Source organism: Pantoea sp. PSNIH1, assembly GCF_007680655.1.
Taxonomy (GTDB): domain Bacteria; phylum Pseudomonadota; class Gammaproteobacteria; order Enterobacterales; family Enterobacteriaceae; genus Pantoea; species Pantoea eucrina.
In genome coordinates this window covers 79,568-101,300 of sequence record NZ_VEIP01000007.1, presented here as the reverse complement: position 1 = coordinate 101,300, position 21,733 = coordinate 79,568, and the positions used below count along the sequence as shown (strand labels likewise).

The window sequence follows — 21,733 nt, the reverse complement described above, 5'->3', positions numbered from 1 at the left end:
CATAATTATCTCCGACGGGCCCGGGTACTGTTAAAGAACCAGGTGACAACGCCGAGCAGCTGCAGCTCTTCCGGATAGATGGCGGCGTAAGCAGGGTTCATGGGCAGCAGTGCCACCCTCGGGAGCAGCTGCAGGCGCTTAACTGTGAACTCACCGCCAACCTCGGCAATGACGATGTCGCCGTGCGTGGGTGGCTCCGCGCGATCGACCACCATAACATCACCGTCATAAAGCCCCAGCTCCTGCATGCTGTTGCCACTGGCCCGTACGAAGAATGTGGACGCCCGTCTGCGAATACAAAGCTCATTCAGGTCCAGCTCTTTCTCTACATAATCCTGAGCAGGGGAGGGAAAGCCAGCTGAGCAGGGATCTGCGTACAGCGGCACCTTTACCGTTGGGGTAAAAATCGGCGGCCATAACAGCGTCAGGCCCTGAGCGTAACTGACCGCTTTCATAACGCGGCGTCCCGGACGTGCTGCTGTGTACGGATTAGGGAAAAAAATGTAAAGCGCATAAAAATCCTCCTTTAAATTATACTGGTTATATGAACAGTATTATTGAGCCTGGAATTTCTGGCAAGAGGAAGCGAAACGGTTATGGCTAAAGCTGTTGTCAGAGTGCTGGAATTTTACCGAAATGCTGAGCCATGGCCTTTTTATATGCTCTGCCACTGCAGCCGGATCAACAGGGTATAAAAGGCTTTCTTTTTGAGCGCAGCACTTTTATGGCGGGAAGAGGCTTGACCATTCCGTCCGCTTTAAATTATATTTCCATTATTCTGGAAATGTAGATTTGGTGATGATGTGGACATACAAAATGCTGCGGCTGCTCTCAGGGAACTGGGACACGTGACGCGACTGGGAATTTACCGTGAACTGGTGAAAGTCGGGCCTGAAGGACTGCCTGTGGGTGACATCCAGAAAAGACTGGCTATTCCGGCCTCCACGCTAAGTCATCACCTTTCTGCGCTGATGTCAGCTGGCCTCATAAGCCAGGAACGGCAGAGCCGTACCCTGTTCTGCAGGCCCTGCTATGCGCAGCTTGAGCAGCTGATGGCCTTTCTGACGGAAGAGTGCTGCGCCGCTGGCTGCTGCTGCAGCCTGTCGGCTACGATTACTCATAAAGAGACTCTATTGTGAATAACTTCAATGATGCCCTGAACAATATCGATCCGACGCACCTGGATGCACCGCTGACGGAAGAAAAATTAAAAGTCGAAGAGGTGGCGCATCCGCCCCGCATACTGATGCTCTACGGCTCGCTGCGGGAGCGCTCTTACAGCCGACTCACCACGGAAGAGGCCGCCCGGCTGCTGACGGCCATGGGCGCGGAGGTGAAGATATTCAATCCGTCTGGCCTGCCGCTGCCGGATGATGCACCTGAGACGCATCCGAAGGTCGCAGAGCTGCGCGAGCTGGTACTCTGGTCAGAAGGGATGGTCTGGTGCTCCCCTGAGCGTCACGGTGCCATGACCGGCATCATGAAGACGCAGATTGACTGGATTCCGCTGACGTCCGGGGCGGTCCGGCCCTCGCAGGGGAAAACCCTTGCGGTAATGCAGGTCAGCGGCGGCTCACAGTCGTTCAACGCCGTAAATCAGATGCGTATTCTCGGGCGCTGGATGCGGATGATCACTATCCCGAACCAGTCATCCGTGGCAAAAGCTTGGGCCGAGTTTGATGAGGCCGGCCGCATGAAGCCTTCTCCGTATTATGACCGCATAGTGGACGTCATGGAGGAACTGATGAAGTTCACTCTGCTGACGCGCGGTCGCAGTGGTTATCTCACCGACCGCTACAGCGAAAGGAAAGAGAGTGCCGCGCAGCTCTCTGAGCGTGTAAACCAGCGCAGCATATAAAAAAGCCGGCATCTGCCGGCTTTTTCAAATTTGCTATGCCCGCAGCCTGGTGAAACATCAGTGGCTGACGCGGTTTCCGTGCTCATCAATGACGGCTTCGCCGTCCTCTTTGGTAAACGCTCCCTTCTGCGGGTCCGGCAGTATGTCCAGAACCATTTCTGAGGGGCGACACAGCTTCGTTCCGAGCGGCGTAACCACAACCGGTCGATTAATGAGGATCGGATGAGCCAGCATGGCATCGAGCAGTTCGTTATCGCTGAACCGGTCCTCTGCCAGGCCGAGCTGCTCGTAAGGTTCGGTATTTTTACGCAGCAGGGCGCGCACGCTGATCTCCATATCCGCAATAAGCTTTTTCAGCTCATCACGCGCCGGCGGAGTTTCCAGATACAGAATCACCGTGGGCTCGGTGCCGCTGTTGCGGATAAGTGCCAGGGTATTGCGGGACGTCCCGCAGGCCGGATTGTGGTAAATGGTAATGTCAGTCATAAGCGGTACTCCGTAAAGGCGCTGCACAGGCGCAGCGCCGGGGTTTAGGTTAAACAGACAGGCGCAGGGCCAGTGCGGCCAGCGTCACAAACAGCACCGGCAGGGTCATCACGATGCCCACACGGAAGTAGTAGCCCCAGCTGACGGTAATGTTTTTCTGTGCCAGGACGTGCAGCCACAGCAGGGTAGCAAGGCTGCCGATGGGGGTGATTTTCGGACCGAGGTCGCAGCCGATGATGTTGGCGTAAATCATCGCCTCCTTCACCACGCCCTGCGCGGTGCTGCCGTCAATGGAGAGCGCGCCAACCAGCACGGTAGGCATGTTGTTCATGACTGATGAAAGCGCCGCCGTCAGAAAGCCGGTGCCGAGCGTTGCGCCCCAGACGCCATGCTCTGCAAACCGGTTTAGGGCGGCAGAAAGGTAATCAGTCAGCCCGGCATTGCGTAGTCCGTATACCACCAGGTACATGCCCAGCGAGAAGATAACGATCTGCCAGGGCGCACCTTTCAGTACCTTTCCGGTATCAATCACATTGCCTTTCCGGGCTACCAGCCAGAGAATAAACGCCGCCACCGCGGCCACAAGGCTGACCGGTACGCCGAGTGGTTCGAGGGCAAAGAAGCCGATCAGCAGCAGGATGAGAACAATCCAGCCGGTTTTAAAGGTACGCGCATCGCGAATGGCCTCACGCGGCGCCTTCAGCTTCGCCAGGTCGTAAGTGGCCGGGATGTCCCTGCGGAAAAACAGGTGCAGCATCACCAGCGTGGCGGCCACGGACGCGATATTCACCGGCACCATCACCGAGGCATACTCGCTGAAACCCAGTTTAAAGAAGTCTGCCGTGACAATGTTCACCAGGTTCGACACGATGAGCGGCAGGCTGGAGGTATCAGCGATGAAGCCTGCCGCCATCACAAACGCCAGCGTGGCGCCCGGGCTGAAGCCCAGCGCCAGCAGCATGGCGATAACGATCGGCGTCAGAATAAGCGCTGCCCCGTCATTGGCGAACAGGGCGGCTACCGCCGCACCCAGCAGAACGATATACGTGAACAGCAACCGGCCCCTGCCGCCGCCCCAGCGTGAAACGTGCAGCGCGGCCCACTCAAAAAAGCCGGACTCATCAAGCAGCAGGCTGATAATGATGACCGCAATAAACGTGGCCGTGGCGTTCCAGACAATCTGCCAGACCACAGGAATGTCCCCGATGTTTACCACGCCGGTCAGCAGCGCCAGTGCGGCGCCGATAACGGCACTCCAGCCAATGCTGAGCCCTTTCGGCTGCCAGATCACCAGTATCAGGGTCAGGATAAAAATCGCACCCGCCAGAAACATACTCTCTCCTTCTTAATTATACCTGCCCGTTAAAGCGGGCTGCTAAGTGTACCCTGTAAATATATTCGTTTAATCGAATGTGTTTAGATAAAATTTTTACATGCAGACAGCTTTGCCGTTGGTGGTTGCGTTATCACGCTCAGCCTGCTGACTGAGATGAAGAATTTCATCCCGCTGACACAGATATGCCTGCTCAATGACCGCTGCTGCCCACGCAGGCATGTGTGGCGATAACCGGTAATGGATCCACTTGCCGTCGCGCCTGTCGATAAGCAGTCCACTCTCTCTGAGCAGGGCCAGGTGCCGCGATATTTTTGGCTGTGTTTCTTTCAGGATAGATACAAGCTCGCAGACGCAGAGCTCCCCTTTTTCGCGCAACAACAGCACTAGGCTGAGCCGGGTTTCGTCAGAAAGATTCTTAAAAAGTTGCAGGGGCAAAAGTGACGGCATAATTTCTCCTTCGTGGCGGACAGCAACAAGTCTCGTCTTCTGCAGACGAAAGGTCAATTTTATATTGATAAATTCATATATGTTGTGACGTGATTACAGGCTTTTCTGTACAGCTTAATGAGGGAATAGCGGTTAAACGATGTCACACAGATTTTAACGGCAGCACACTTTCAGCTGCCTTAATAGACGGGCAAGACGAAGTCACATCACAAAAAAGCCTGTTTCTTTAGTGAACAGTTCTACTTACAGCAGAAAGCAGCATCAGTAAGAGTGGCTTCCGGCCAGATGACCTGCAGTGATAACCGGCACGATATCCTCAGACTCTTCTGTCTGCTCCAGTTCGCGCAGAATTCCGCAGTCCCGTGTTGCCCGGTTGGCATTGCAGTGGCTTTGGAGCTCAAAAAGTTGTTTTTCCAGCATATTCAGTTCACGAATACGGGCCTGAACGTGGTTCAGATGTTCATTTATCAGGGCATTAACCGTACCGCAGTCTGCGTCAGGCTGGCTGCGCGCCTGCAGCAACACCCGGATTTCTTCATGGGTCATATCGAGCGCCCGGCAGCGCCGGATAAACATAAGCCTTTCGAGATGTGCGCTGTCGTAATGGCGGTAGTTATTAGTCTGGTCCCGCAATGCGGCCTGCAAAAGCCCCTCTCGCTCATAATAACGTACCGTCTCTACAGGACATCCCGCCTGGCGGGCCAGTTCACCAATTTTCATATCACACCTCTTCTGAGCTTGACCCTGTAGTTACATCAGGGTCTTTAATGCCAGTATACGTTATGAACGGGATAAAAAAATGAGTGACTGCTGCAGTAATAAAAAATGTGGATCAGCCGCAACCGTAGAGGAGGCGTCTGTTAAAAATACCGCAACTGCCCCGACTGAGGCTTCCGAGAAGATGCCACCAAAAACGACTGAGACCACACCGGCTTGTTGCAGCACCGGGAGCTGCTGCTCAACGGACGGCCTGAGCCAGGTGTCCGAACTGGTTGCAGAGCATCCCCGCAACGATGACGTTCAGACGCGTCTGCGCATCATGCAGATGGACTGCCCGACGGAGGAGGCGCTCCTCCGAAAAAAACTGGCAAAATTATCTTCCGTCAGCAATCTCGAATTCAATCTTATACAGAGGGTGCTTACCGTGACCCATACGCCGCAGGCGCTGGAACCGGTTCTGCAGGCGGTGCGCTCGCTGGGTTTTGACCCGGAACCGATTGATAAAGCAATGCAGCCTGAAGGCAACTGTTGTACAGGCCGTGAGGCGGAAAGTACCGGCGGTTCCTGCTGCGCACCTGCCCCTGTCACATTCGGTGAGCTGCAGACGCAGCAGTTGACCGCTGACGGGGTGCGTACCAGTATCAGGATCATGCAGATGGACTGCCCTGTTGAAGAGGGCATGATTCGTAAAAAGCTGGATGGCATGTCAGCCGTCAAGGAACTGGATTTCAATCTTATGCAGCGCGTACTGACGGTGGTTCACGCACCGGATGCGCTGGAGCCAGTTCTGGCCGCCATTCGTTCGCTGGGCTTTGAACCTGAACTTCCTGACAGTAATGGCCGGCACGTGGTCACTGAGGAAAAGAAAAAACCCTGGTGGCCGCTCGCGCTTGCCGGTGTGGCGGCAAGCGCCGCCGAAGCCATGCATTGGGCGGGCATGCCGGAATGGCTGGAAGCGGCTCTTGCTCTTGCTGCCGTTGCGGCCTGTGGCCTGTCCACGTACAAAAAAGGCTGGATTGCTCTTCGCAACGGCAACCTGAACATCAACGCCCTGATGAGTATTGCCGTCACCGGGGCGCTGGCGCTCGGACAGTGGCCTGAAGCCGCCATGGTAATGGTCCTGTTCACGATTGCGGAACTGATTGAAGCAAAGTCTCTTGATCGCGCCCGCAATGCCATCGGCTCTCTGATGAAACTGACGCCTGAAACGGCCACAATTCAGCAGCCGGACGGCTCCTGGAAAGAAACTGAGGCCGTGTCTGTATCCCTTAACAGCGTGGTCAGGGTAAAACCGGGCGAGCGTATCGCCCTCGACGGCACGGTGGTTCGGGGAAGGACCGCCATTAATCAGGCACCTATTACCGGCGAAAGCCTGCCGGTGGATAAAGGGGAAGGCGACCCGGTCTTCGCCGGGACGGTCAACGGATCCGGTGGCTTTGAGTACCGGGTAACGGCGGCTGCCGGAAATACCACGCTTGCGCGTATCATTCATGCCGTGGAGGAAGCGCAGGGGGCAAAAGCCCCTACGCAGCGCTTTGTTGATCGCTTTGCGCAAATTTATACCCCTGTGGTGTTTGCTATTGCCGTCGCAGTTGCCGTTCTCCCGCCGCTGATTGCAGGTGAAAGCTGGCAGGCGTGGATATACAAGGCGCTGGTGATGCTGGTTATCGCCTGCCCCTGTGCGCTGGTCATTTCCACGCCAGTGACCCTTGTCAGCGGCCTGACGGCAGCAGCCCGCCGGGGGATATTGATCAAGGGCGGCGTTTATCTTGAAGAGGGTCGAAAGCTGAAGTGGCTGGCGCTCGACAAGACCGGCACCCTGACGCACGGTAAGCCGGTACAGACGGATGCGATTATCTATACCGGGGTGGCAGAAGACGAGGGGCGCAGGCTGGCTGTGAGCCTGGCAGGTTACTCCGATCATCCGGTTTCGCAGGCTGTATCGGCGGCATCAGATAGCATTCAGCGTTATGAAGTGGAAAACTTTGAGGCTCTGCCAGGCCGCGGCGTGCGTGGCGTCATCAACGGTCAAACCTACAGTCTGGGCAATCTGAGGCTGGCTGAAGAAACGGTGCGCTGCCCGGAAGCGGTCAGGGCTGCACTAACGGAACTGGAGACCGGGGGTAAAACGGTCATCATGCTCTGTGACACTCATCAGGTGCTTGGGCTGTTTGCGGTGGCTGATACGGTGAAGGAAAGCAGCCGCGAGGCGATAAGTCAGTTGCATAGTCTGGGTGTCAAAACGCTCATGCTGACCGGAGACAATGCGCACACTGCGCAGGCCATTGCCGGTCAGGTTGGTATCGATGAGGCGCGGGGGGATCAGCTGCCGGAAGATAAACTGCGTGCTGTAGAAACGTTTACGGCGCAGGGCACGACCGGCATGGTAGGCGACGGCATCAATGATGCACCGGCGCTGGCCCGCGCCGATATCGGCTTTGCCATGGGCGCAATGGGCACGGATACCGCCATCGAGACTGCCGATGTGGCCCTCATGGATGACGATTTGCGTAAAATCCCGGCTTTTGTCCGACTCTCCCGCCAGACGTATAACGTTCTGGTTCAGAATATCGTTATGGCTATTGGGATCAAGGCAGTGTTTCTGGCCCTGACCATTGCAGGTATGGGCACCATGTGGATGGCGGTATTCGCGGATGTGGGTGCAAGCCTGCTTGTCGTGGCAAATGGTCTGCGCCTGTTACGTAATAAGCAGCGGTTGCTGCCTATCAGATTATGATGGGCAGTGTCAGGAGAAGCCGTTGGCTTATATCTTCTGCGTTTTGTTGCCAATGCCGGCTCTGGAAAACTGAGTGACAGCATCACTGACACAGCACTTTTCATAATAGACGTAGTGCAGTTTCGATACCCATCCTGATATAAAGGCTCTCTCCGACAGAGGGCCTTAGAATGTCATGATACGTCTGTTTTATGCCTGCGCAGCCAGATTAATTTGTAGGCAGCAGGAATAATGAACAGTGAAAGAAGCGGAGCTGTTATCATCCCTCCAATCATGGGGGCCGCAATCCGACTCATGACTTCTGAGCCTGCTCCGGTTCCCCACAGAATGGGTAGCAGGCCCGCAATGATCACCGCTACAGTCATGGCTTTTGGCCGGACACGTAATACTGCTCCATGATAAAGAGCTTCATCAAGGCCTTCAGGTGTGAACGTCTCCCGGTGGGACAATTCCGGGTGTGCTTCAATGGCATGACGCAGATACATCAGCATGACCACACCAAATTCTGCCGCCACCCCGGCCAGGGCGATAAACCCGGTTCCGGTCGCCACAGACATGTGGAAGCCCTGCCAGTAGAGGAACCATATTCCCCCGACCAGCGCGAACGGCAGACTCATCAGGATCAGCAAGGCCTCATCCACACGACGGAATGCCAGATACAACAGGATGAAAATGATCACCACCGTCATCGGAACCATCAGTTTCAGTTTCTTGTTGGCATGCTCCAGTAATTCAAACTGACCGGAGAATGACACGCTGGTCCCCGGTCTCAGTTTCACTTTTTCGCTGATAGCCGTCCTGATATCGTTGACCACCGACACCATGTCCCTGCCGCGGGCATCAACATAAATCCAGCTGGCCGGTCGCGCGTTTTCCGTTTTCAGCATGGTAGGTCCGGATACAACGTTAATATCGGCAACGTCACCCAGCGTGATCTGCTGTTTCATGGGTGTCAGGATGGGCATTTCCCTCAGAGCTTGTGGACTGCTCCGGTAATCCTGCGGGTAACGGATATTAATCGGATACCGGGCCACGCCCTCAACCGTTTCCCCCACCGTCGCGCCGCCGATGGCTGAGGAGACAAACAGCTGGACATCACCCACCGTCATCCCGTAGCGGGAGGCTTTTTCACGGTTAATATCGATGTCAATGTAGCGCCCGCCCTCCAGTCGCTCGGCCAGAGCCGATATCACGCCCGGCACGGTTTTGGCTACCGCCTCAATGCTCTGCGCCGTTGCATCGATATCGGACAGAACAGTACCTGACACCTTGATACCTATCGGACTTTTTATCCCGGTTGAGAGCATATCAATACGGTTACGGATGGGGGGCACCCAGAGGTTAGCCAGACCGGGTAAACGGACCGTTTTATCGAGTTCGTCAATAATCTTGTCAATCGTCATGCCGGGCCGCCACTGATCCTCTGGTTTAAGCTGGATCGTGGTTTCCATCATTTCGAGCGGCGCGGAATCCGTCGCGGTCTCGGCCTTCCCGGTCTTGCCAAAAACAGAAGCTACTTCAGGTACGGTTTTAATGAGCTTATCCGTGGTCTGTAAGAGCGCAGCGGCCGCTGCCGGCGACACGCCCGGCAATGTTGAGGGCATATACAACAGGTCGCCCTCATTTATCTTCGGCAGAAACTCGCCGCCTACCTGACTCAGGGGCCAGATAACCGTGAAGATGGATAAGGTCGCAACCAGCAGGGTTATTTTTGGCCAGTGAAGTACCCGCAGCAACAAAGGATGATACGCTTTGATCAGCAGCCGGTTCAGGGGATTGCTGGTCTCGGCAGGAATTTTCCCGCGGATCCAGAATCCCATCAGAATCGGAATGACGATGATGGCCAGCGCGGCCGCGCCCGCCATGGAGTAGGTTTTCGTAAAGGCCAGCGGACCAAACAGACGACCTTCCTGTCCTTCCAGGGTAAAAATAGGAATAAAGGACAGGGTAATGATCAACAGACTGATAAACAGCGCGGGTCCCACTTCAACGGAGGCATCGGTGATAACCTTCCAGCGGGTTGCGTTATCAATCTGCTCACCCGGATGCTGATGATCCCACTCTTCCAGCCATTTATGCGCATTTTCAATCATCACGATGGCGGCATCCACCATCGCCCCTACGGCAATGGCGATCCCTCCCAGCGACATTATATTGGCGTTCAGCCCCTGGAAATGCATGACAATAAAGGCGATACACAGACCAAGAGGCAGAGAAATAATCGCCACCAGGGCCGAACGAACATGCCACAGGAACAGGGCGCAGACGATGGCCACCACGATAAACTCTTCCAGGAGTTTGTAGCTGAGGTTGTCAATGGCCCGGTCAATTAACTGGCTGCGATCGTAGGTAGTCACAATCTCAACGCCTTCAGGCAAACTTGCCTTCAGGGTCTCCAGTTTATCTTTCACTGCCGTGATAACGTCGCGCGCATTTTTACCCGACCGCAGGATCACGACGCCGCCGGCGACTTCTCCCTGACCGTTAAGTTCTGCTATACCACGCCGCATTTCAGGCCCGGTCTGCACGCGGGCCACGTCCCGCAGATAAATCGGTACACCGTTTTCTCCGGTTTTCAGGACGATGTTATTGAAATCGTCTATGGACTGGAGGTAACCGCTGGCCCGGACCATGTACTCCGCTTCGGCGATTTCAACGGATGAGCCACCGGCTTCCTGATTAGATGACTCAAGGGCCTGTTTTACTTCTGGCAGGCTGATGCCGTACTGGGCCAGTTTCTCCGGGTTAACCTGGATTTGGTACTGCTTGACCACGCCGCCTACTGATGCAACTTCCGCGACGTTAGGGATAGTTTTCAGTTCAAATTTCAGGAACCAGTCCTGCAGAGAGCGCAGTTCGGAAAGGTCGTGTTTTCCGCTGTGATCAACCAGAGCATATTCAAATATCCAGCCCACACCTGTGGCATCAGGCCCGATTTCCGAGCTTACACCGGAAGGCAGTTTTCCCTGAACCTGATTAAGGTATTCGAGCACACGCGAGCGGGCCCAGTACAGATCGGTCCCGTCCTCAAAAATGACATACACGTAGGAATCGCCGAACTGGGAAAAACCGCGCACGGTCTTGGCACCGGGTACCGACAGCATGGTGGTCGTGAGCGGATATGTAACCTGGTTTTCAACAATCTGCGGAGCCTGACCAGGATAGCTGGTCTTGATAATTACCTGTACATCGGACAGATCGGGTAGCGCATCCACAGGGGTGTTGATGATAGTCCAGGTGCCCCAGACACTAAGAAACAGAGCGGCCATCATAACGAGGAAACGGTTGGCAACCGATCGCCGTATAATCCATTCAATCATCATCGTCTCCTCAATGACCGGAATGTGTATTTGCAGACGGAGCGGACATTGGCGACATTGTGCCGTCCGTTGTTTCCGGATGACGCATACGTTCCAGTGCGCCCGTAATGTTGGCTTCGGAGTCAATCAGGAACATGCCGCTGACTACCACCATATCGCCTTCATTGAGGCCGGTGCCGATACCGGACTGTTGCTGAGATTCGTGGAGAACGTGGACCCTTTTTGGCACAAACCGACCTTCTGCATCGACAGTGATCACGCGCTGTTCTTTACCGGTGTCAATAACGGCCTGCGACGGGATCAGCAACATTTCCTGGCTCCGGGTATTCAGTTTCAGATAGGCATTCATGCCCGGTTTAAGACGTTCGTCCTTGTTTGATACCTGCAGACGTACCTGCAGGGTCCGGGTGGTTTGATCGACGCTGGGAAGAATGTTCCATTTTTCTACATGGAACAATTTATCCGGATAGGCCGGTACTGAAATTTCAAATTGAGAGGTGTCTTTCAGGAGATAGGCGATGGATTCGGGTACTGCCGCACTGATCCAGACCGGATCCATCCCCTGAATCTGTGCCACCACTTTATCTTTTGAGATATTCATACCAGTGCGCAGGTCAAACGCCGTAATGACACCATCTATCGGTGCCTTAATGGTAAACCGGGTCTGAATACTCCGGGTTGACCGCAGTTTCTGGATATCCTTTTCCGGCATTCCGGCCAGACGAAGTCGTTCAAGCACACCTTTAATTTGCGTTGGTGTCCCTCCGGTGCCAGATAACAGTAGAAACTCACTTTGTGCTTCCACCCATTCCGGAATGGTAATATCGATAAGCGGTGTACCTTCCTTCACATGATCGCCAATCGTCAGGGGATACACTTTTTCGACGAAACCGTCAGAGCGCGCCTGCACAATGACAAACTGATACTCGTTGTAAATAACATTGGCCGGTATTGTCTGAGAATAATTCAGCATTCCGCGTGTGACTTTTTGCGTTTTTAATCCCAGGTTCTGAACCAGCGTTGGATGAATACGGATCCCATCGCTGATTTTCTCGCCGCTTTCATCTGCATATTTTGGCACCAGGTCCATGTCCATAAAGGGTGATTTTCCGGGTTTATCAAATTTCGTATCCGGTTTCATCGGGTCATACCAGAAAAGTATCTTTCGCTCCGGTGTCTTTAGTTCCGTTTGTACTGTTTTTTGTTCCGGGTTTACATACTGCAAGGCAGTAACCGATATCAGCCCCCCTGCTATCAGGCTGCTGATAATTATTGCAGCATATTTTATCTTTAAAGAAGCCATACAATTTCTCGCTGAAAAATCAAAACACCTGGCATATGCGCCTGATCATTAATTCACAGAAATATCTTTATAAGTGTTCAGGCCCACTGGATATATTCGCTCCGGGCTGTCAGTCAGGATTGGGTAACGTTAATGCTTTTGAGTAAGGCGATATTGCCCTGCTGAATAAACGAGAAATCAACGTGGTTACCGGTTTTCAGGGCATTAATGGTGTCGTCTACATTCACAAAGGTGAAGCGCATGGTCATTGCAGGCCAGCCCACCGCAGGGATAGCTCCGTGCGAAATGGTAATTTTTTTACTTTTTATATCAATGACTTTAACGACACCGTTGCCATAAATAATTTGCTGTGTCGAAGCATCACTGGCAGCATTCATATCACCATGGTGATGTGTTTCAGCATGAAGACCGGCAGAAATCATGACAGAGAAGGTGCCCAATAAAACGGCTTTAAGTGAATTACGCATTTTTTATTTCCTGATTAATGAATTAAATTTACTCTACCCAACCGCCACCCAGTGCGGTGAACAGATTGATTTCGTTAACCTGATGGGAATATGTAAGATCGAGAATGGTTTGCTGTGTCGTGAACAGGGAGCGTTCTGCATCCAGCACTTCAATGTAGCTGACAGCACCACTTGAATATAATCCTCTGGCACGCTGGAGGGTTATCTGCAGTGAATTGAGATAACGCTGCTGTGCCTCAAGTTGCTGGCTAAGGCTGTCCCGCAGCGCAAGCGTATCGGATACATCCTTAAAGGCGGACTGAATTTTTTGTTCGTAGTTAACCATCGACTGTTGCTGGCGAATTTCAGCCAGTTTCAGATTGGCTTTGTTCCTGCCGGCATTAAAAACAGGAATTTCAATTTTGGGAATAAAATTCCACATTCCGCTTCCTGACGTAAAGAGGCTGGACAGCTCTGTACTGCTTGCGGAAAGACTACTGGTCAGGCTAATGGATGGGAAAAAGGCCGCTCGCGCTGCGCCAATATTGGCATCAGCCGCTTTGAGCTGGTATTCCGCTTCCATGATATCCGGGCGCTGCAGCAAAATTTGTGACGACAGGTTTGGTGGCAGTTTTACTGGTGCGATCTCACCACCTTTCATCGTTTTTTCTGACGGAAGTGCGTGGTAGGTTCCCAGCAGCAGTTGCAGGGCATTGTTTGCCTGCGCCAGATCGCCTTCTCGTTTGGCTATCTCAGCGCGGGTACTTTCGATTTGTCCCCTGGCCTGTTCAAGCGCCAGAACGTTCGCACTCCCGGTCACCAGCTGTTGTTCAACGAAAGCATAAGACTGTTGATAATTTTTCAGCGTTTCTCGCGCAATACGGAGTTGTTCGGACGCCAGTTGCTGGCTGAAATAGCTCTGTGAAACGTTCGATACCAGCAGGATGTGTACGGCACGACGGGCTTCTTCGCTGGCAAAATAGTTCTGGCGGTCAGCTTCACTCATGTTCTTAAGCTTGCCGAAAAAATCGAGCTCATAGCTGAGCTCCAGACCCGCGTCGTACTCCTGTGCGGTCGGCTTGTCACCTTTCAGACTACCGCGGTAGGTGATCCCGGATGAGGCATTCAACTGGGGATTACGATCTGCATCCGTGACGTTGAACTGGGCCCGGGCCTCTTCAACCTTCAGGGCGGCCATTCTCAAATCACGGTTGTTTGTCAGGGCTTCACCGATCAGCAGGGTAACATGGGGATCGACAAAAAAATTACGCCAGCCCGTATCCTGATAGCCATTTACCGCTGGCGTCAGGCTGTTGCGTGACAGAGAAAACTGCTGTGGTACTGGCGCTGCCGGCCGCTGATACTCAGGTGCCAGTGAAACGCAGCCTGTCAGTATAAAAATCATGCTGATGCTTAATAGTTTTAATTTGAACATAACGCTTCTCTTCCAGGCAGGCCTGGTAAATGGTTCAAATGAAGTCCAGAGTATTGATAGGGGGATTTTACAGAATGCTCTCTGTTTGCCAGGTGACTGAATAATGACAATGCTGTCATTTTTAACGTAAGTCGTTGATTACATGCTTAGGCTAAATAGAATGAATGGCATGAGTAGTCAGCTAGGGGAGCAAGATGAAAATACTGATCGTTGAAGATGAAGTAAAAACTGGAGAGTACCTCAGTAAAGGGCTTACTGAGGCGGGATTTTTAGTTGATCTCGCTGATAATGGTCTGACCGGATATCATCTCGCCATAACAGCCGAATATGATTTACTGATTCTGGATATCATGCTCCCGGATGTAAACGGCTGGGATATTATTCGTATGCTTCGTGCCGCAGGTAAAGGTATGCCTGTTTTGCTGCTTACGGCTCTCGGCACCATTGAGCACCGGGTTAAAGGACTTGAGCTGGGCGCGGACGATTACCTGATCAAACCATTTGCGTTTGCTGAGCTTCTTGCCCGGGTCAGGACACTTTTACGACGGGGTAACACAGTCATCACGGAAAGCCAGTTTAAGGTGGCTGATCTGATGGTAGACCTCGTTTCAAGGAAGGTTAGCCGCGCAGGGAAACGTATTTTGCTGACGAGTAAGGAGTTCTCCCTGCTGGAATTCTTCATTCGTCATCAGGGAGAGGTGCTGCCCCGTTCGCTGATTGCATCGCAGGTCTGGGATATGAACTTTGACAGCGATACTAATGCTATAGATGTGGCAGTAAAACGCCTCAGGGCAAAGGTAGACAACGATTATGAGCCTAAGCTGATCCAGACGGTCCGCGGCGTGGGATATATCCTGGAGGTTCCGGATGCGTTTTAATTTCTCAGGGCGCCCTTACTCTCTCGCACTGAGACTGACCTTCTTTATCAGCCTGTCCACCATAATTGCGTTTTTTGCTTTTACCTGGTTTATGCTGCATTCCGTTGAAAAACACTTTGCAGAGCAGGATGTCCGGGATCTGAAACAAATCAGTCTCACGATGAACAGAATACTGCAGACACCTGTAGCTCCGGACCAAAAAAAAATAAGTAAAATCAAAGAATCCATCTCAGATTACCGCAACGTCGCTGTTCTTATTTTGACTGATGGGGGCGACGTGTTGTTCAGCTCACCACAAGGGGCGACGTTACGCTCTGCGGTCAATGCATCAAACTTTACCGCGCATAGTCGGGCCAGGGAAATATTCCTCTGGACAGTGAAAGAGCCAGCTTTACTTATGCGCAACGGCTCTGACATGAAAATGCAGACTTACAGAATCGTTGCATCTTCAGGCAAAGCAACGCTTAACGGAAAACCACAGACGTATCAGATGATAATTGGGCTCTCGATTGATTTTCATCTTCATTACCTGGAAGCACTAAAAAAGAATTTAATTGCCATTGCCTTCGTAATCAGCCTGTTGATTATTTGCATTATCCGCATAGCGGTTCGCCAGGGACATCTTCCTCTCCGCAACGTCAGCAAGGCCATTAAAAATATTACCTCGGAGAACCTGGATGTGAGACTGGAACCGTCCAAAGTTCCCATCGAGCTGGAGCAACTGGTGATATCGTTTAACCATATGATTGAAAAGATTGAGGATGTATTTACGCGACAGGCAAATTTCTCTGCTGATATCGCCCATGAAATCAGAACGCCCATAACCAATCTGGTTACACAGACTGAAATCGCGCTAAGTCAGCACAGAACGCAGAAAGAGCTGGAAGATGTGTTGTATTCCAGCCTGGAAGAGTATAACAGAATGACAAAAATGGTCAGCGACATGCTTTTTCTGGCACAGGCTGATAATAATCAGTTGATCCCCGAACGGATAATGTTTGATCTCCGCACAGAAGTGGTCAAGGTGTTTGATTTTTTCGAAGCCTGGGCAGAAGAACTCAATGTTTCTCTGCAGTTAAACGGGTCGTGCTGCCTTATTAAAGGAGACCCACTTATGTACCGAAGGGCATTAAATAATCTTCTGTCTAACGCTCTGCGTTATACGCAGTTAGGGAAGACAGTGACTGTAACCATTGCGGGGAATGAGAATAGTGTTCAGCTTATAGTTGAAAATCCAGGGAAACCGATACCTGCAGAACACCTGCCACGTTTGTTTGATCGGTTTTATCGCGTCGATCCATCGCGGCAAAGAAAGGGAGAAGGCAGTGGGATTGGTCTGGCGATTGTAAAGTCAATCGTAAACGCTCATCACGGGAAACTGTGGGTCGAATCAGATACGGTTTCGACACGATTCATATTGCTATTACCCAGAATGGCTGCATAGTGTCCCGAATTTCTCCAGTTTTTTCGATGAATAATAAATATATTACAGAGATGTCATTAAGTTGTCATGCCTTCAACAGAATTAAGCAGGTAGAATCGTCCTCAATAAGCAGGCAGAACAGTCTTTATGGATCAATATCAGCGGAATACAGGCACTGAGTTACGTATATTATCTTTTTTAAGATGAAATCAGTCTGGCTTGTGAGTTCTTTAGTTGATGACATCATTGACAGTCCGTTATTTATTTCATTGTCAATGGGGACCTTATTATGAAAATTTTAATCTTCGCTTCCTTTGTCGGTCTTAGCTTAATTCCTTCAGCCTGGGCGGATGGAAACATTAACATTCATGAGCATGTTAATAATGCCCAGGCGGCAGCGCACCAATAACCGTCTTCATTCGTTCCTGAATCTGTCAGGGGGGAAGTATCACAAATGAAGAGTATGGATCAGCAAGAACAGGCCCTTATTGTTCATAATTCCATGAAAAATGGTGCTTCTGATGCCCATCAGAAAATGGCGAAGAACCATCAGAAGATGTCTGATGAGATGGCCGGCATGAAATCAAGTACCGCGCCATCTTTTGCAGAAATGGATGAACATGAAAGGGCCGCCGTTGTCCACGAAAATATGAGTAACGGCCAGTCAGAAGCACACCAGTCAATGGCTGCAATACATCGCGGCATGAAGTAAAACTGACGGAAGCGGGTTGCTATATCAGTCCTTAATATTTTATTCAGATGCAGAAATTCGTACCTTACAGATACGAACCATTTATTCAAATCAGCCCCTGTTCGGGGCTTTTTTGCAACACTTATAAACGAACAGCATCTTTTTATGATATTTAATTTTATTTTTTATTTTCCTGATGCAATTGAAGACTTTATCGATTCGAACTAATGCTGAGGAATTCTGTCGAAGCCATTTCAACCATGTTAGTATTTTTACATGACGCAATGTGTTATTTCTAAATAAATGGCTTGCTTAATTCTGCTTGTTTTTTCGAGTGCTGCCAAAGCACGTTAATCAATTTCTTTGTCAATTTTTTAAATACTTACGGGCGAAGCAATAATGCGCTTTCCTGAACGGTTTAGAGTTTTTCATTATGCATGACAGCGGCGTATACGACATTAAACGTAAAAAAATGACCTTCAAAATTTATTGGTTCTGATGACATTCTGTAAGCGGCTGTATTTTCATTTCGATGCTTTCTATCGTTTCAGCATGAGGCCGTTCAGGCATAACCTGAAGATAAATCGCAGATTGCAGTGCAGGTTCAGGGCGGTTAGCTGGCAGACAACACTTGAACCGGGTAAAAAAGGTAAATACAGTTACACCTTACTGCTCGTTGAGTAAACCGGGGTCTGCGGTAAAAAGAATGTTTAAAATATAAAAATGTAGCCCGCCACAGTCAGCGGGCCGGCTGAAATCAGCCTGAAAGAAGATTTACCGGAAATACATTAATGATGAGGGTAATACACAACACATCCCGGATGCAGTGGCAAAGAAGAATAGAAAACTCCGGGCGAATTTTCTGTCTACATACTATCCGTTATTTCTCTTCCAGCATCATTTTACGGTGCATATCGATAATGCTCTGATGCGCAGCTGAGTTTGCATTATCCATGCTCTCATGCGCAAGAATGGCACGTTCATGCTCATTCATCAAAGAGACAGAAACACGGTTATCAGTGTTATCTGGTGCTGTTTCAGGATGCTGCTGTGCCCATGCGGACGAAGCGGAAATCAGGATCATAAGAGGGATAAGCATTACTTTTTTCATGGTGGCAGTCCTTAACGTTGAATGTAAAAGAAGAATAAACAATTACCAGCCGGGTTTACCTGTGGCCTTAGTGATGTTCATCGTACAGAAGAAAAAACGTTACGGCGAAAAATGACAGAAATGTAATTTATAAACAGTGCGTTCCAACATTACACAATTGTAATCACACAAAGTCTGTAGCTGTGGTAGCTTTCCGGTAACAAAAAATTTTTCATCCTGAACGGTAAGCACGGCTTGTGCTTCCGATGCGGAGAGAGCCATTCTCCCGGGATAACAGGAAATTGCCGGAGTTCAGTCATGCAGCTTAAAAGTTCACGACGTAATTTCATTAAAGGGATCACTGCCACTGGCATTGTGGGCGGACTGGGCCTGCGAACATTCGATGCATTCTCGGCGGTAAGCCTGATGCAGTCCCGCACACTTACCGGCACAGACTTTGATCTGTTTATTGGCGAGACGCCGCTTAATATCACCGGTAAAACCCGGTATGCAAAAACCATTAATGCCGGCCTGCCAGGCCCTCTGTTGCGCTGGAAAGAAGGCGATACCGTTACATTAAGAGTTAAAAATCGCCTTTCTGAACCGACATCAATTCACTGGCATGGCATTCTTCTGCCAGCGAATATGGATGGCGTACCGGGACTGAGTTTTCATGGTATTGAGCCGGACGATACCTATGTTTACTCCTTTAAGCTAAAGCAGAACGGTACATACTGGTATCACAGCCATTCCGGCCTGCAGGAGCAGGACGGTGTTTATGGCCCGATTATTATTGATGCTGCTGAACCAGAACCGTTTGTCTGGGACAGCGAACACATAGTCATGCTTACCGACTGGTCTGATGAAAAAGCATCAGACATTCTCGCTAAACTGAAAAAGCAGTCCGATTATTACAACTTTGCGAAACCTACCGTTTCTGACTTTTTCCGTGACGCCAGGGAAAAAGGTCTCGGCAGTACCTTGTCCGATCGGAAAATGTGGGCAGAAATGAAGATGAATCCGACGGATCTGGCAGACGTCAGTGGTGCCACATATACCTATCTCATGAACGGACAGGGGCCTGGAAAAAACTGGACAGGGCTGTTCCGTAAAGGCGAGAAGGTACGCCTGCGTTTCATTAACGGTTCCGCCATGACCTACTTTGATGTGCGCATTCCAGGGCTGAAAATGACGGTCGTGGCGGCTGATGGTCAGTATGTCAAGCCTGTTGCTGTTGACGAGTTTCGCATCGCTGTGGCCGAAACTTACGATGTAATCGTGGAGCCGGCTGAAGATGCCTACACTATTTTCGCGCAGTCTATGGACAGAAGCGGCTACGCTCGCGGCACGCTGGCTGTCCGTAAAGGGCTTTATGCTCCGGTACCAGATCCGGATCCACGCCCCTGGCTAACTATGGACGATATGGGGATGGGCGGGATGGATCACGGCAGCATGGGCGATATGGATCACAGCCAGATGCAGAGCATGAATAACGACACCATGACAGGCATGGATGGTAATGCTATGCAGGCTATGGATGGCTCAGCTGTATCCGGAGCAGCAGAAAGTATGCCGGAAATGGACCATAGCGCCATGGCCGGGATGGATCACGGCAGTATGAGTGGCATGGGGGACATGCAGAAACATCCTGCATCTGAAACAGACAATCCACTGGTTGATATGCAGGCCATGATGCCGGCGCCTAAATTAAGTGACCCGGGCATTGGTTTACGTAATAACGGCAGAAAAGTCCTTACGTATGCCGATCTGAAAAGCACATTCGAAGATCCGGACGGGCGTGAGCCGTCGCGTACCATCGAGCTACATCTCACCGGACATATGGAAAAATTCGCCTGGTCATTCAACGGTATTAAATTCTCCGATTCAGAACCGGTTACGCTGCGATATGGAGAACGCGTGCGTGTGGTGCTGGTTAACGACACGATGATGACGCACCCCATTCACCTGCATGGTATGTGGAGCGATCTGGAGGATGAGGACGGTAATTTCCTGGTACGCAAACACACTATCGATATGCCTCCGGGCACCCGCCGAAGCTATCGGGTGACTGCCGATGCACTCGGGCGGTGGGCTTATCACTGTCATCTTCTTTTCCATATGGAAACCGGCATGTTTCGTGAAGTCCGGGTTACAGAGTGAGGTAGCGATAATGTCAGTTTCAGGATGGAATGATATGACAAAGTATTTTTCACGTTCCGCTGCAGGATTGCTGGCCTGCACTGCGTTTGCCGGAGCGATAGTGATGCCCGCGTTTGCAGCACCTACGGGATCATCTGACAATATACAACAGCATGATATGTCAGGCATGGACCATTCTGCTATGCAGGGAATGGATCATGCGTCAATGGAAGGAATGATGCATGGGGCATCCGGTATGGAGGGTATGGAATCCATGCAGCCCGCGGCGCCAGCAGAAAGCCGTACACTCATTCCGCCGGTTACGGAGGCGGACCGTAAGGCAGCATTCCCGGACGTACATGGGCATAAGGTTCATGACAACAGCATAAATTACTTTGTGCTTGCCGATCAGCTGGAATGGCAAAAAAACAACAATCCGGGTGGCTTCAGCTGGGATGTAAGCGGCTGGGCTGGCGGGGATATCAATCGACTCTGGTTACGTAGCGAAGGTGAAACCACCCGAGGTAAAGCCGAATCCGCAGAAGTTCAGGCTTTATGGGGACATGCTCTGACACCCTGGTGGGACGTGGTTGCCGGTGCCCGGCAGGATTTCAGGCCCGGAAAACCGCAAACCTGGCTGGCTGCTGGTTTTCAGGGCATGGCGTTGTACAACTTTGAAAGCGAGCTGACTGCGTTTGCCGGCGAGCAGGGACGGACTGCGCTCAGGCTGGAAGCCGAATACGATGTGTTGCTGACCAATCGCCTGATCCTGCAGCCTTCCTTTGAGGCAAATATTTACGGGAAAGATGATGAAGCACGGGAAACCGGTAAAGGCCTTTCCAGTACCGAACTTGCTCTTCGCCTTCGCTATGAAGTGAAAAGAGAATTTGCACCTTACGTGGGAATTTCGTGGAGCCAGTTCTATGGCAATACTGCTGATATGGCTGCCCGTGAAGGTGAAAAAGATAATGAAGTGCGCTTCCTCCTCGGGGCTCGCATGTGGTTCTGATGCAGTTAATTCAAACAAAACAGGTATTATTATGAAACATTCATCTGCCAAATATTTCTTTGCTTTAGTTGCTTCTGTCGCGACTTTCGCTGCACAGGCGCATCCGGAACTTGCGTCTGCTGTCCCTGCTGATAAGTCTCAGATAACGGCACCGTCTAAACTGGAACTGCATTTCACCGAAAATCTGGTAACGAAATTTTCCGGCGCACGTCTTGTAATGACCGCCATGCCGGGCATGTCTTCTCATGCGCCAATGCCCGTTGCGGCGAAAGTCTCAGCGGGCAGCGATCCGAAAACGATGGTTATCACACCGGCAAAAACTCTGCCTGCAGGAACCTATAAAGTGGAGTGGCGGGCGGTATCTTCTGATACTCATCCCCGCACCGGCAACTACAGTTTTAGCGTGAAGTAATAC

The 21,733-nt window shown here is 51.3% G+C and carries 18 protein-coding genes and 1 pseudogene; 9 read left to right on the top strand and 10 right to left on the bottom strand.

Annotated elements, in window-relative coordinates:
• Positions 1 to 5: 5 nt before the first annotated feature.
• Positions 6 to 455, bottom strand: coding sequence for a translesion error-prone DNA polymerase V autoproteolytic subunit (umuD, locus tag FS690_RS15425; protein ID WP_075050708.1), 450 nt, complete (start codon positions 453 to 455; stop codon positions 6 to 8).
• Between the two features lie 348 nt (positions 456 to 803).
• Between umuD and FS690_RS15420 the strand changes: the two genes are divergently transcribed.
• Together FS690_RS15420 and arsH are read left to right on the top strand one after the other, a co-directional pair.
• Positions 804 to 1,139: a helix-turn-helix transcriptional regulator gene (locus tag FS690_RS15420; RefSeq protein ID WP_075050709.1), complete on the top strand. Its 336-nt coding sequence runs from the start codon at positions 804 to 806 to the stop codon at positions 1,137 to 1,139.
• A gap of 26 nt (positions 1,140 to 1,165) precedes the next feature.
• A complete protein-coding gene (gene arsH, locus FS690_RS15415) occupies positions 1,166 to 1,858 on the top strand; it encodes an arsenical resistance protein ArsH (RefSeq protein WP_162287177.1) in 693 nt (230 codons plus the stop codon).
• 57 nt (positions 1,859 to 1,915) lie between these two features.
• Here the strand turns inward: arsH and arsC are convergent, their stop codons facing one another.
• The 4 genes from arsC to cadR all read right to left on the bottom strand — a co-directional run bounded on the left by arsC (position 1,916) and on the right by cadR (position 4,847).
• Positions 1,916 to 2,344: a glutaredoxin-dependent arsenate reductase gene (gene arsC / locus FS690_RS15410; RefSeq protein ID WP_065647959.1), complete on the bottom strand. Its 429-nt coding sequence runs from the start codon at positions 2,342 to 2,344 to the stop codon at positions 1,916 to 1,918.
• Positions 2,345 to 2,393: 49 nt separating this feature from the next.
• Positions 2,394 to 3,677, bottom strand: a complete 1,284-nt coding sequence (locus FS690_RS15405) for an arsenic transporter (RefSeq protein ID WP_065647960.1) — start codon at positions 3,675 to 3,677, stop codon at positions 2,394 to 2,396.
• A 96-nt stretch (positions 3,678 to 3,773) separates the two neighbouring features.
• Positions 3,774 to 4,127 carry a metalloregulator ArsR/SmtB family transcription factor gene (locus FS690_RS15400; protein WP_006785991.1) on the bottom strand — a complete coding sequence of 118 codons (354 nt, stop codon included), beginning with the start codon at positions 4,125 to 4,127 and terminating at the stop codon, positions 3,774 to 3,776.
• A 261-nt stretch (positions 4,128 to 4,388) separates the two neighbouring features.
• Complete coding sequence (cadR, locus tag FS690_RS15395; RefSeq protein WP_065647961.1) at positions 4,389 to 4,847, bottom strand: Cd(II)/Pb(II)-responsive transcriptional regulator; 459 nt, start codon at positions 4,845 to 4,847, stop codon at positions 4,389 to 4,391.
• A 319-nt stretch (positions 4,848 to 5,166) separates the two neighbouring features.
• On the opposite strand from cadR, the gene FS690_RS15390 reads away from it, so the two are divergent.
• Positions 5,167 to 7,584, top strand: a complete 2,418-nt coding sequence (locus tag FS690_RS15390) for a heavy metal translocating P-type ATPase (RefSeq protein WP_370512314.1) — start codon at positions 5,167 to 5,169, stop codon at positions 7,582 to 7,584.
• A 173-nt stretch (positions 7,585 to 7,757) separates the two neighbouring features.
• Here the strand turns inward: FS690_RS15390 and silA are convergent, their stop codons facing one another.
• From silA to FS690_RS15370, 4 genes are all read right to left on the bottom strand, one after another.
• Positions 7,758 to 10,904, bottom strand: a complete 3,147-nt coding sequence (silA, locus tag FS690_RS15385; protein WP_065647963.1) for a Cu(+)/Ag(+) efflux RND transporter permease subunit SilA — start codon at positions 10,902 to 10,904, stop codon at positions 7,758 to 7,760.
• Positions 10,905 to 10,914: 10 nt separating this feature from the next.
• Positions 10,915 to 12,207, bottom strand: coding sequence for an efflux RND transporter periplasmic adaptor subunit (locus FS690_RS15380; RefSeq protein ID WP_065647964.1), 1,293 nt, complete (start codon positions 12,205 to 12,207; stop codon positions 10,915 to 10,917).
• Positions 12,208 to 12,320: 113 nt separating this feature from the next.
• Positions 12,321 to 12,674: a cation efflux system protein CusF gene (gene cusF / locus FS690_RS15375; RefSeq protein WP_065647965.1), complete on the bottom strand. Its 354-nt coding sequence runs from the start codon at positions 12,672 to 12,674 to the stop codon at positions 12,321 to 12,323.
• Between the two features lie 28 nt (positions 12,675 to 12,702).
• Entirely contained in the window at positions 12,703 to 14,088 is a 1,386-nt protein-coding gene (locus tag FS690_RS15370; protein WP_065647966.1) for an efflux transporter outer membrane subunit, read from the bottom strand.
• 194 nt (positions 14,089 to 14,282) lie between these two features.
• Between FS690_RS15370 and FS690_RS15365 the strand changes: the two genes are divergently transcribed.
• The 3 genes and pseudogenes from FS690_RS15365 to FS690_RS15355 all read left to right on the top strand — a co-directional run bounded on the left by FS690_RS15365 (position 14,283) and on the right by FS690_RS15355 (position 17,101).
• Entirely contained in the window at positions 14,283 to 14,966 is a 684-nt protein-coding gene (locus FS690_RS15365; protein ID WP_065647967.1) for a copper/silver response regulator transcription factor, read from the top strand.
• Complete coding sequence (locus FS690_RS15360; RefSeq protein ID WP_065647968.1) at positions 14,956 to 16,410, top strand: Cu(+)/Ag(+) sensor histidine kinase; 1,455 nt, start codon at positions 14,956 to 14,958, stop codon at positions 16,408 to 16,410. Before FS690_RS15365 ends, FS690_RS15360 begins: the two co-directional genes overlap by 11 nt.
• 268 nt (positions 16,411 to 16,678) lie before the next feature.
• Positions 16,679 to 17,101: pseudogene (locus tag FS690_RS15355) on the top strand (copper-binding protein).
• Positions 17,102 to 17,960: 859 nt separating this feature from the next.
• Here FS690_RS15355 and FS690_RS15350 read toward each other — a convergent pair.
• Complete coding sequence (locus FS690_RS15350) at positions 17,961 to 18,191, bottom strand: hypothetical protein (protein ID WP_065647969.1); 231 nt, start codon at positions 18,189 to 18,191, stop codon at positions 17,961 to 17,963.
• Between the two features lie 297 nt (positions 18,192 to 18,488).
• Here FS690_RS15350 and FS690_RS15345 point away from each other — a divergent pair, with 297 nt between their 5' ends.
• From FS690_RS15345 to copC, 3 genes are all read left to right on the top strand, one after another.
• Positions 18,489 to 20,330 (top strand): copper resistance system multicopper oxidase, encoded by a 1,842-nt coding sequence (locus FS690_RS15345; RefSeq protein ID WP_065647970.1) that lies wholly within the window; start codon positions 18,489 to 18,491, stop codon positions 20,328 to 20,330.
• Positions 20,331 to 20,433: 103 nt separating this feature from the next.
• The gene (locus FS690_RS15340) at positions 20,434 to 21,318 is read left to right on the top strand and encodes a copper resistance protein B (protein WP_113655716.1); all 885 of its coding nucleotides are present in this window, start codon (positions 20,434 to 20,436) and stop codon (positions 21,316 to 21,318) included.
• Positions 21,319 to 21,349: 31 nt separating this feature from the next.
• The gene (copC, locus tag FS690_RS15335; RefSeq protein ID WP_065647972.1) at positions 21,350 to 21,730 is read left to right on the top strand and encodes a copper homeostasis periplasmic binding protein CopC; all 381 of its coding nucleotides are present in this window, start codon (positions 21,350 to 21,352) and stop codon (positions 21,728 to 21,730) included.
• The last annotated feature ends 3 nt before the right edge of the window (positions 21,731 to 21,733 follow it).

What these genes read in the sequence shown, in the direction of transcription:
- FS690_RS15365 (WP_065647967.1), top strand. Translation starts at nt 14,283, where the DNA reads ATGAAAATACTGATCGTTGAAGATGAAGTAAAAACTGGAGAGTACCTC.
- umuD (WP_075050708.1), bottom strand. Translation starts at nt 455, where the DNA reads ATGAAAGCGGTCAGTTACGCTCAGGGCCTGACGCTGTTATGGCCGCCG.
- FS690_RS15340 (WP_113655716.1), top strand. Translation starts at nt 20,434, where the DNA reads ATGCCCGCGTTTGCAGCACCTACGGGATCATCTGACAATATACAACAG.
- FS690_RS15360 (WP_065647968.1), top strand. Translation starts at nt 14,956, where the DNA reads ATGCGTTTTAATTTCTCAGGGCGCCCTTACTCTCTCGCACTGAGACTG.
- FS690_RS15380 (WP_065647964.1), bottom strand. Translation starts at nt 12,207, where the DNA reads ATGGCTTCTTTAAAGATAAAATATGCTGCAATAATTATCAGCAGCCTG.
- arsC (WP_065647959.1), bottom strand. Translation starts at nt 2,344, where the DNA reads ATGACTGACATTACCATTTACCACAATCCGGCCTGCGGGACGTCCCGC.
- FS690_RS15370 (WP_065647966.1), bottom strand. Translation starts at nt 14,088, where the DNA reads ATGTTCAAATTAAAACTATTAAGCATCAGCATGATTTTTATACTGACA.
- copC (WP_065647972.1), top strand. Translation starts at nt 21,350, where the DNA reads ATGAAACATTCATCTGCCAAATATTTCTTTGCTTTAGTTGCTTCTGTC.
- silA (WP_065647963.1), bottom strand. Translation starts at nt 10,904, where the DNA reads ATGATTGAATGGATTATACGGCGATCGGTTGCCAACCGTTTCCTCGTT.
- FS690_RS15345 (WP_065647970.1), top strand. Translation starts at nt 18,489, where the DNA reads ATGCAGCTTAAAAGTTCACGACGTAATTTCATTAAAGGGATCACTGCC.
- FS690_RS15405 (WP_065647960.1), bottom strand. Translation starts at nt 3,677, where the DNA reads ATGTTTCTGGCGGGTGCGATTTTTATCCTGACCCTGATACTGGTGATC.
- FS690_RS15390 (WP_370512314.1), top strand. Translation starts at nt 5,167, where the DNA reads ATGCAGATGGACTGCCCGACGGAGGAGGCGCTCCTCCGAAAAAAACTG.
- FS690_RS15400 (WP_006785991.1), bottom strand. Translation starts at nt 4,127, where the DNA reads ATGCCGTCACTTTTGCCCCTGCAACTTTTTAAGAATCTTTCTGACGAA.
- cadR (WP_065647961.1), bottom strand. Translation starts at nt 4,847, where the DNA reads ATGAAAATTGGTGAACTGGCCCGCCAGGCGGGATGTCCTGTAGAGACG.
- cusF (WP_065647965.1), bottom strand. Translation starts at nt 12,674, where the DNA reads ATGCGTAATTCACTTAAAGCCGTTTTATTGGGCACCTTCTCTGTCATG.
- FS690_RS15350 (WP_065647969.1), bottom strand. Translation starts at nt 18,191, where the DNA reads ATGAAAAAAGTAATGCTTATCCCTCTTATGATCCTGATTTCCGCTTCG.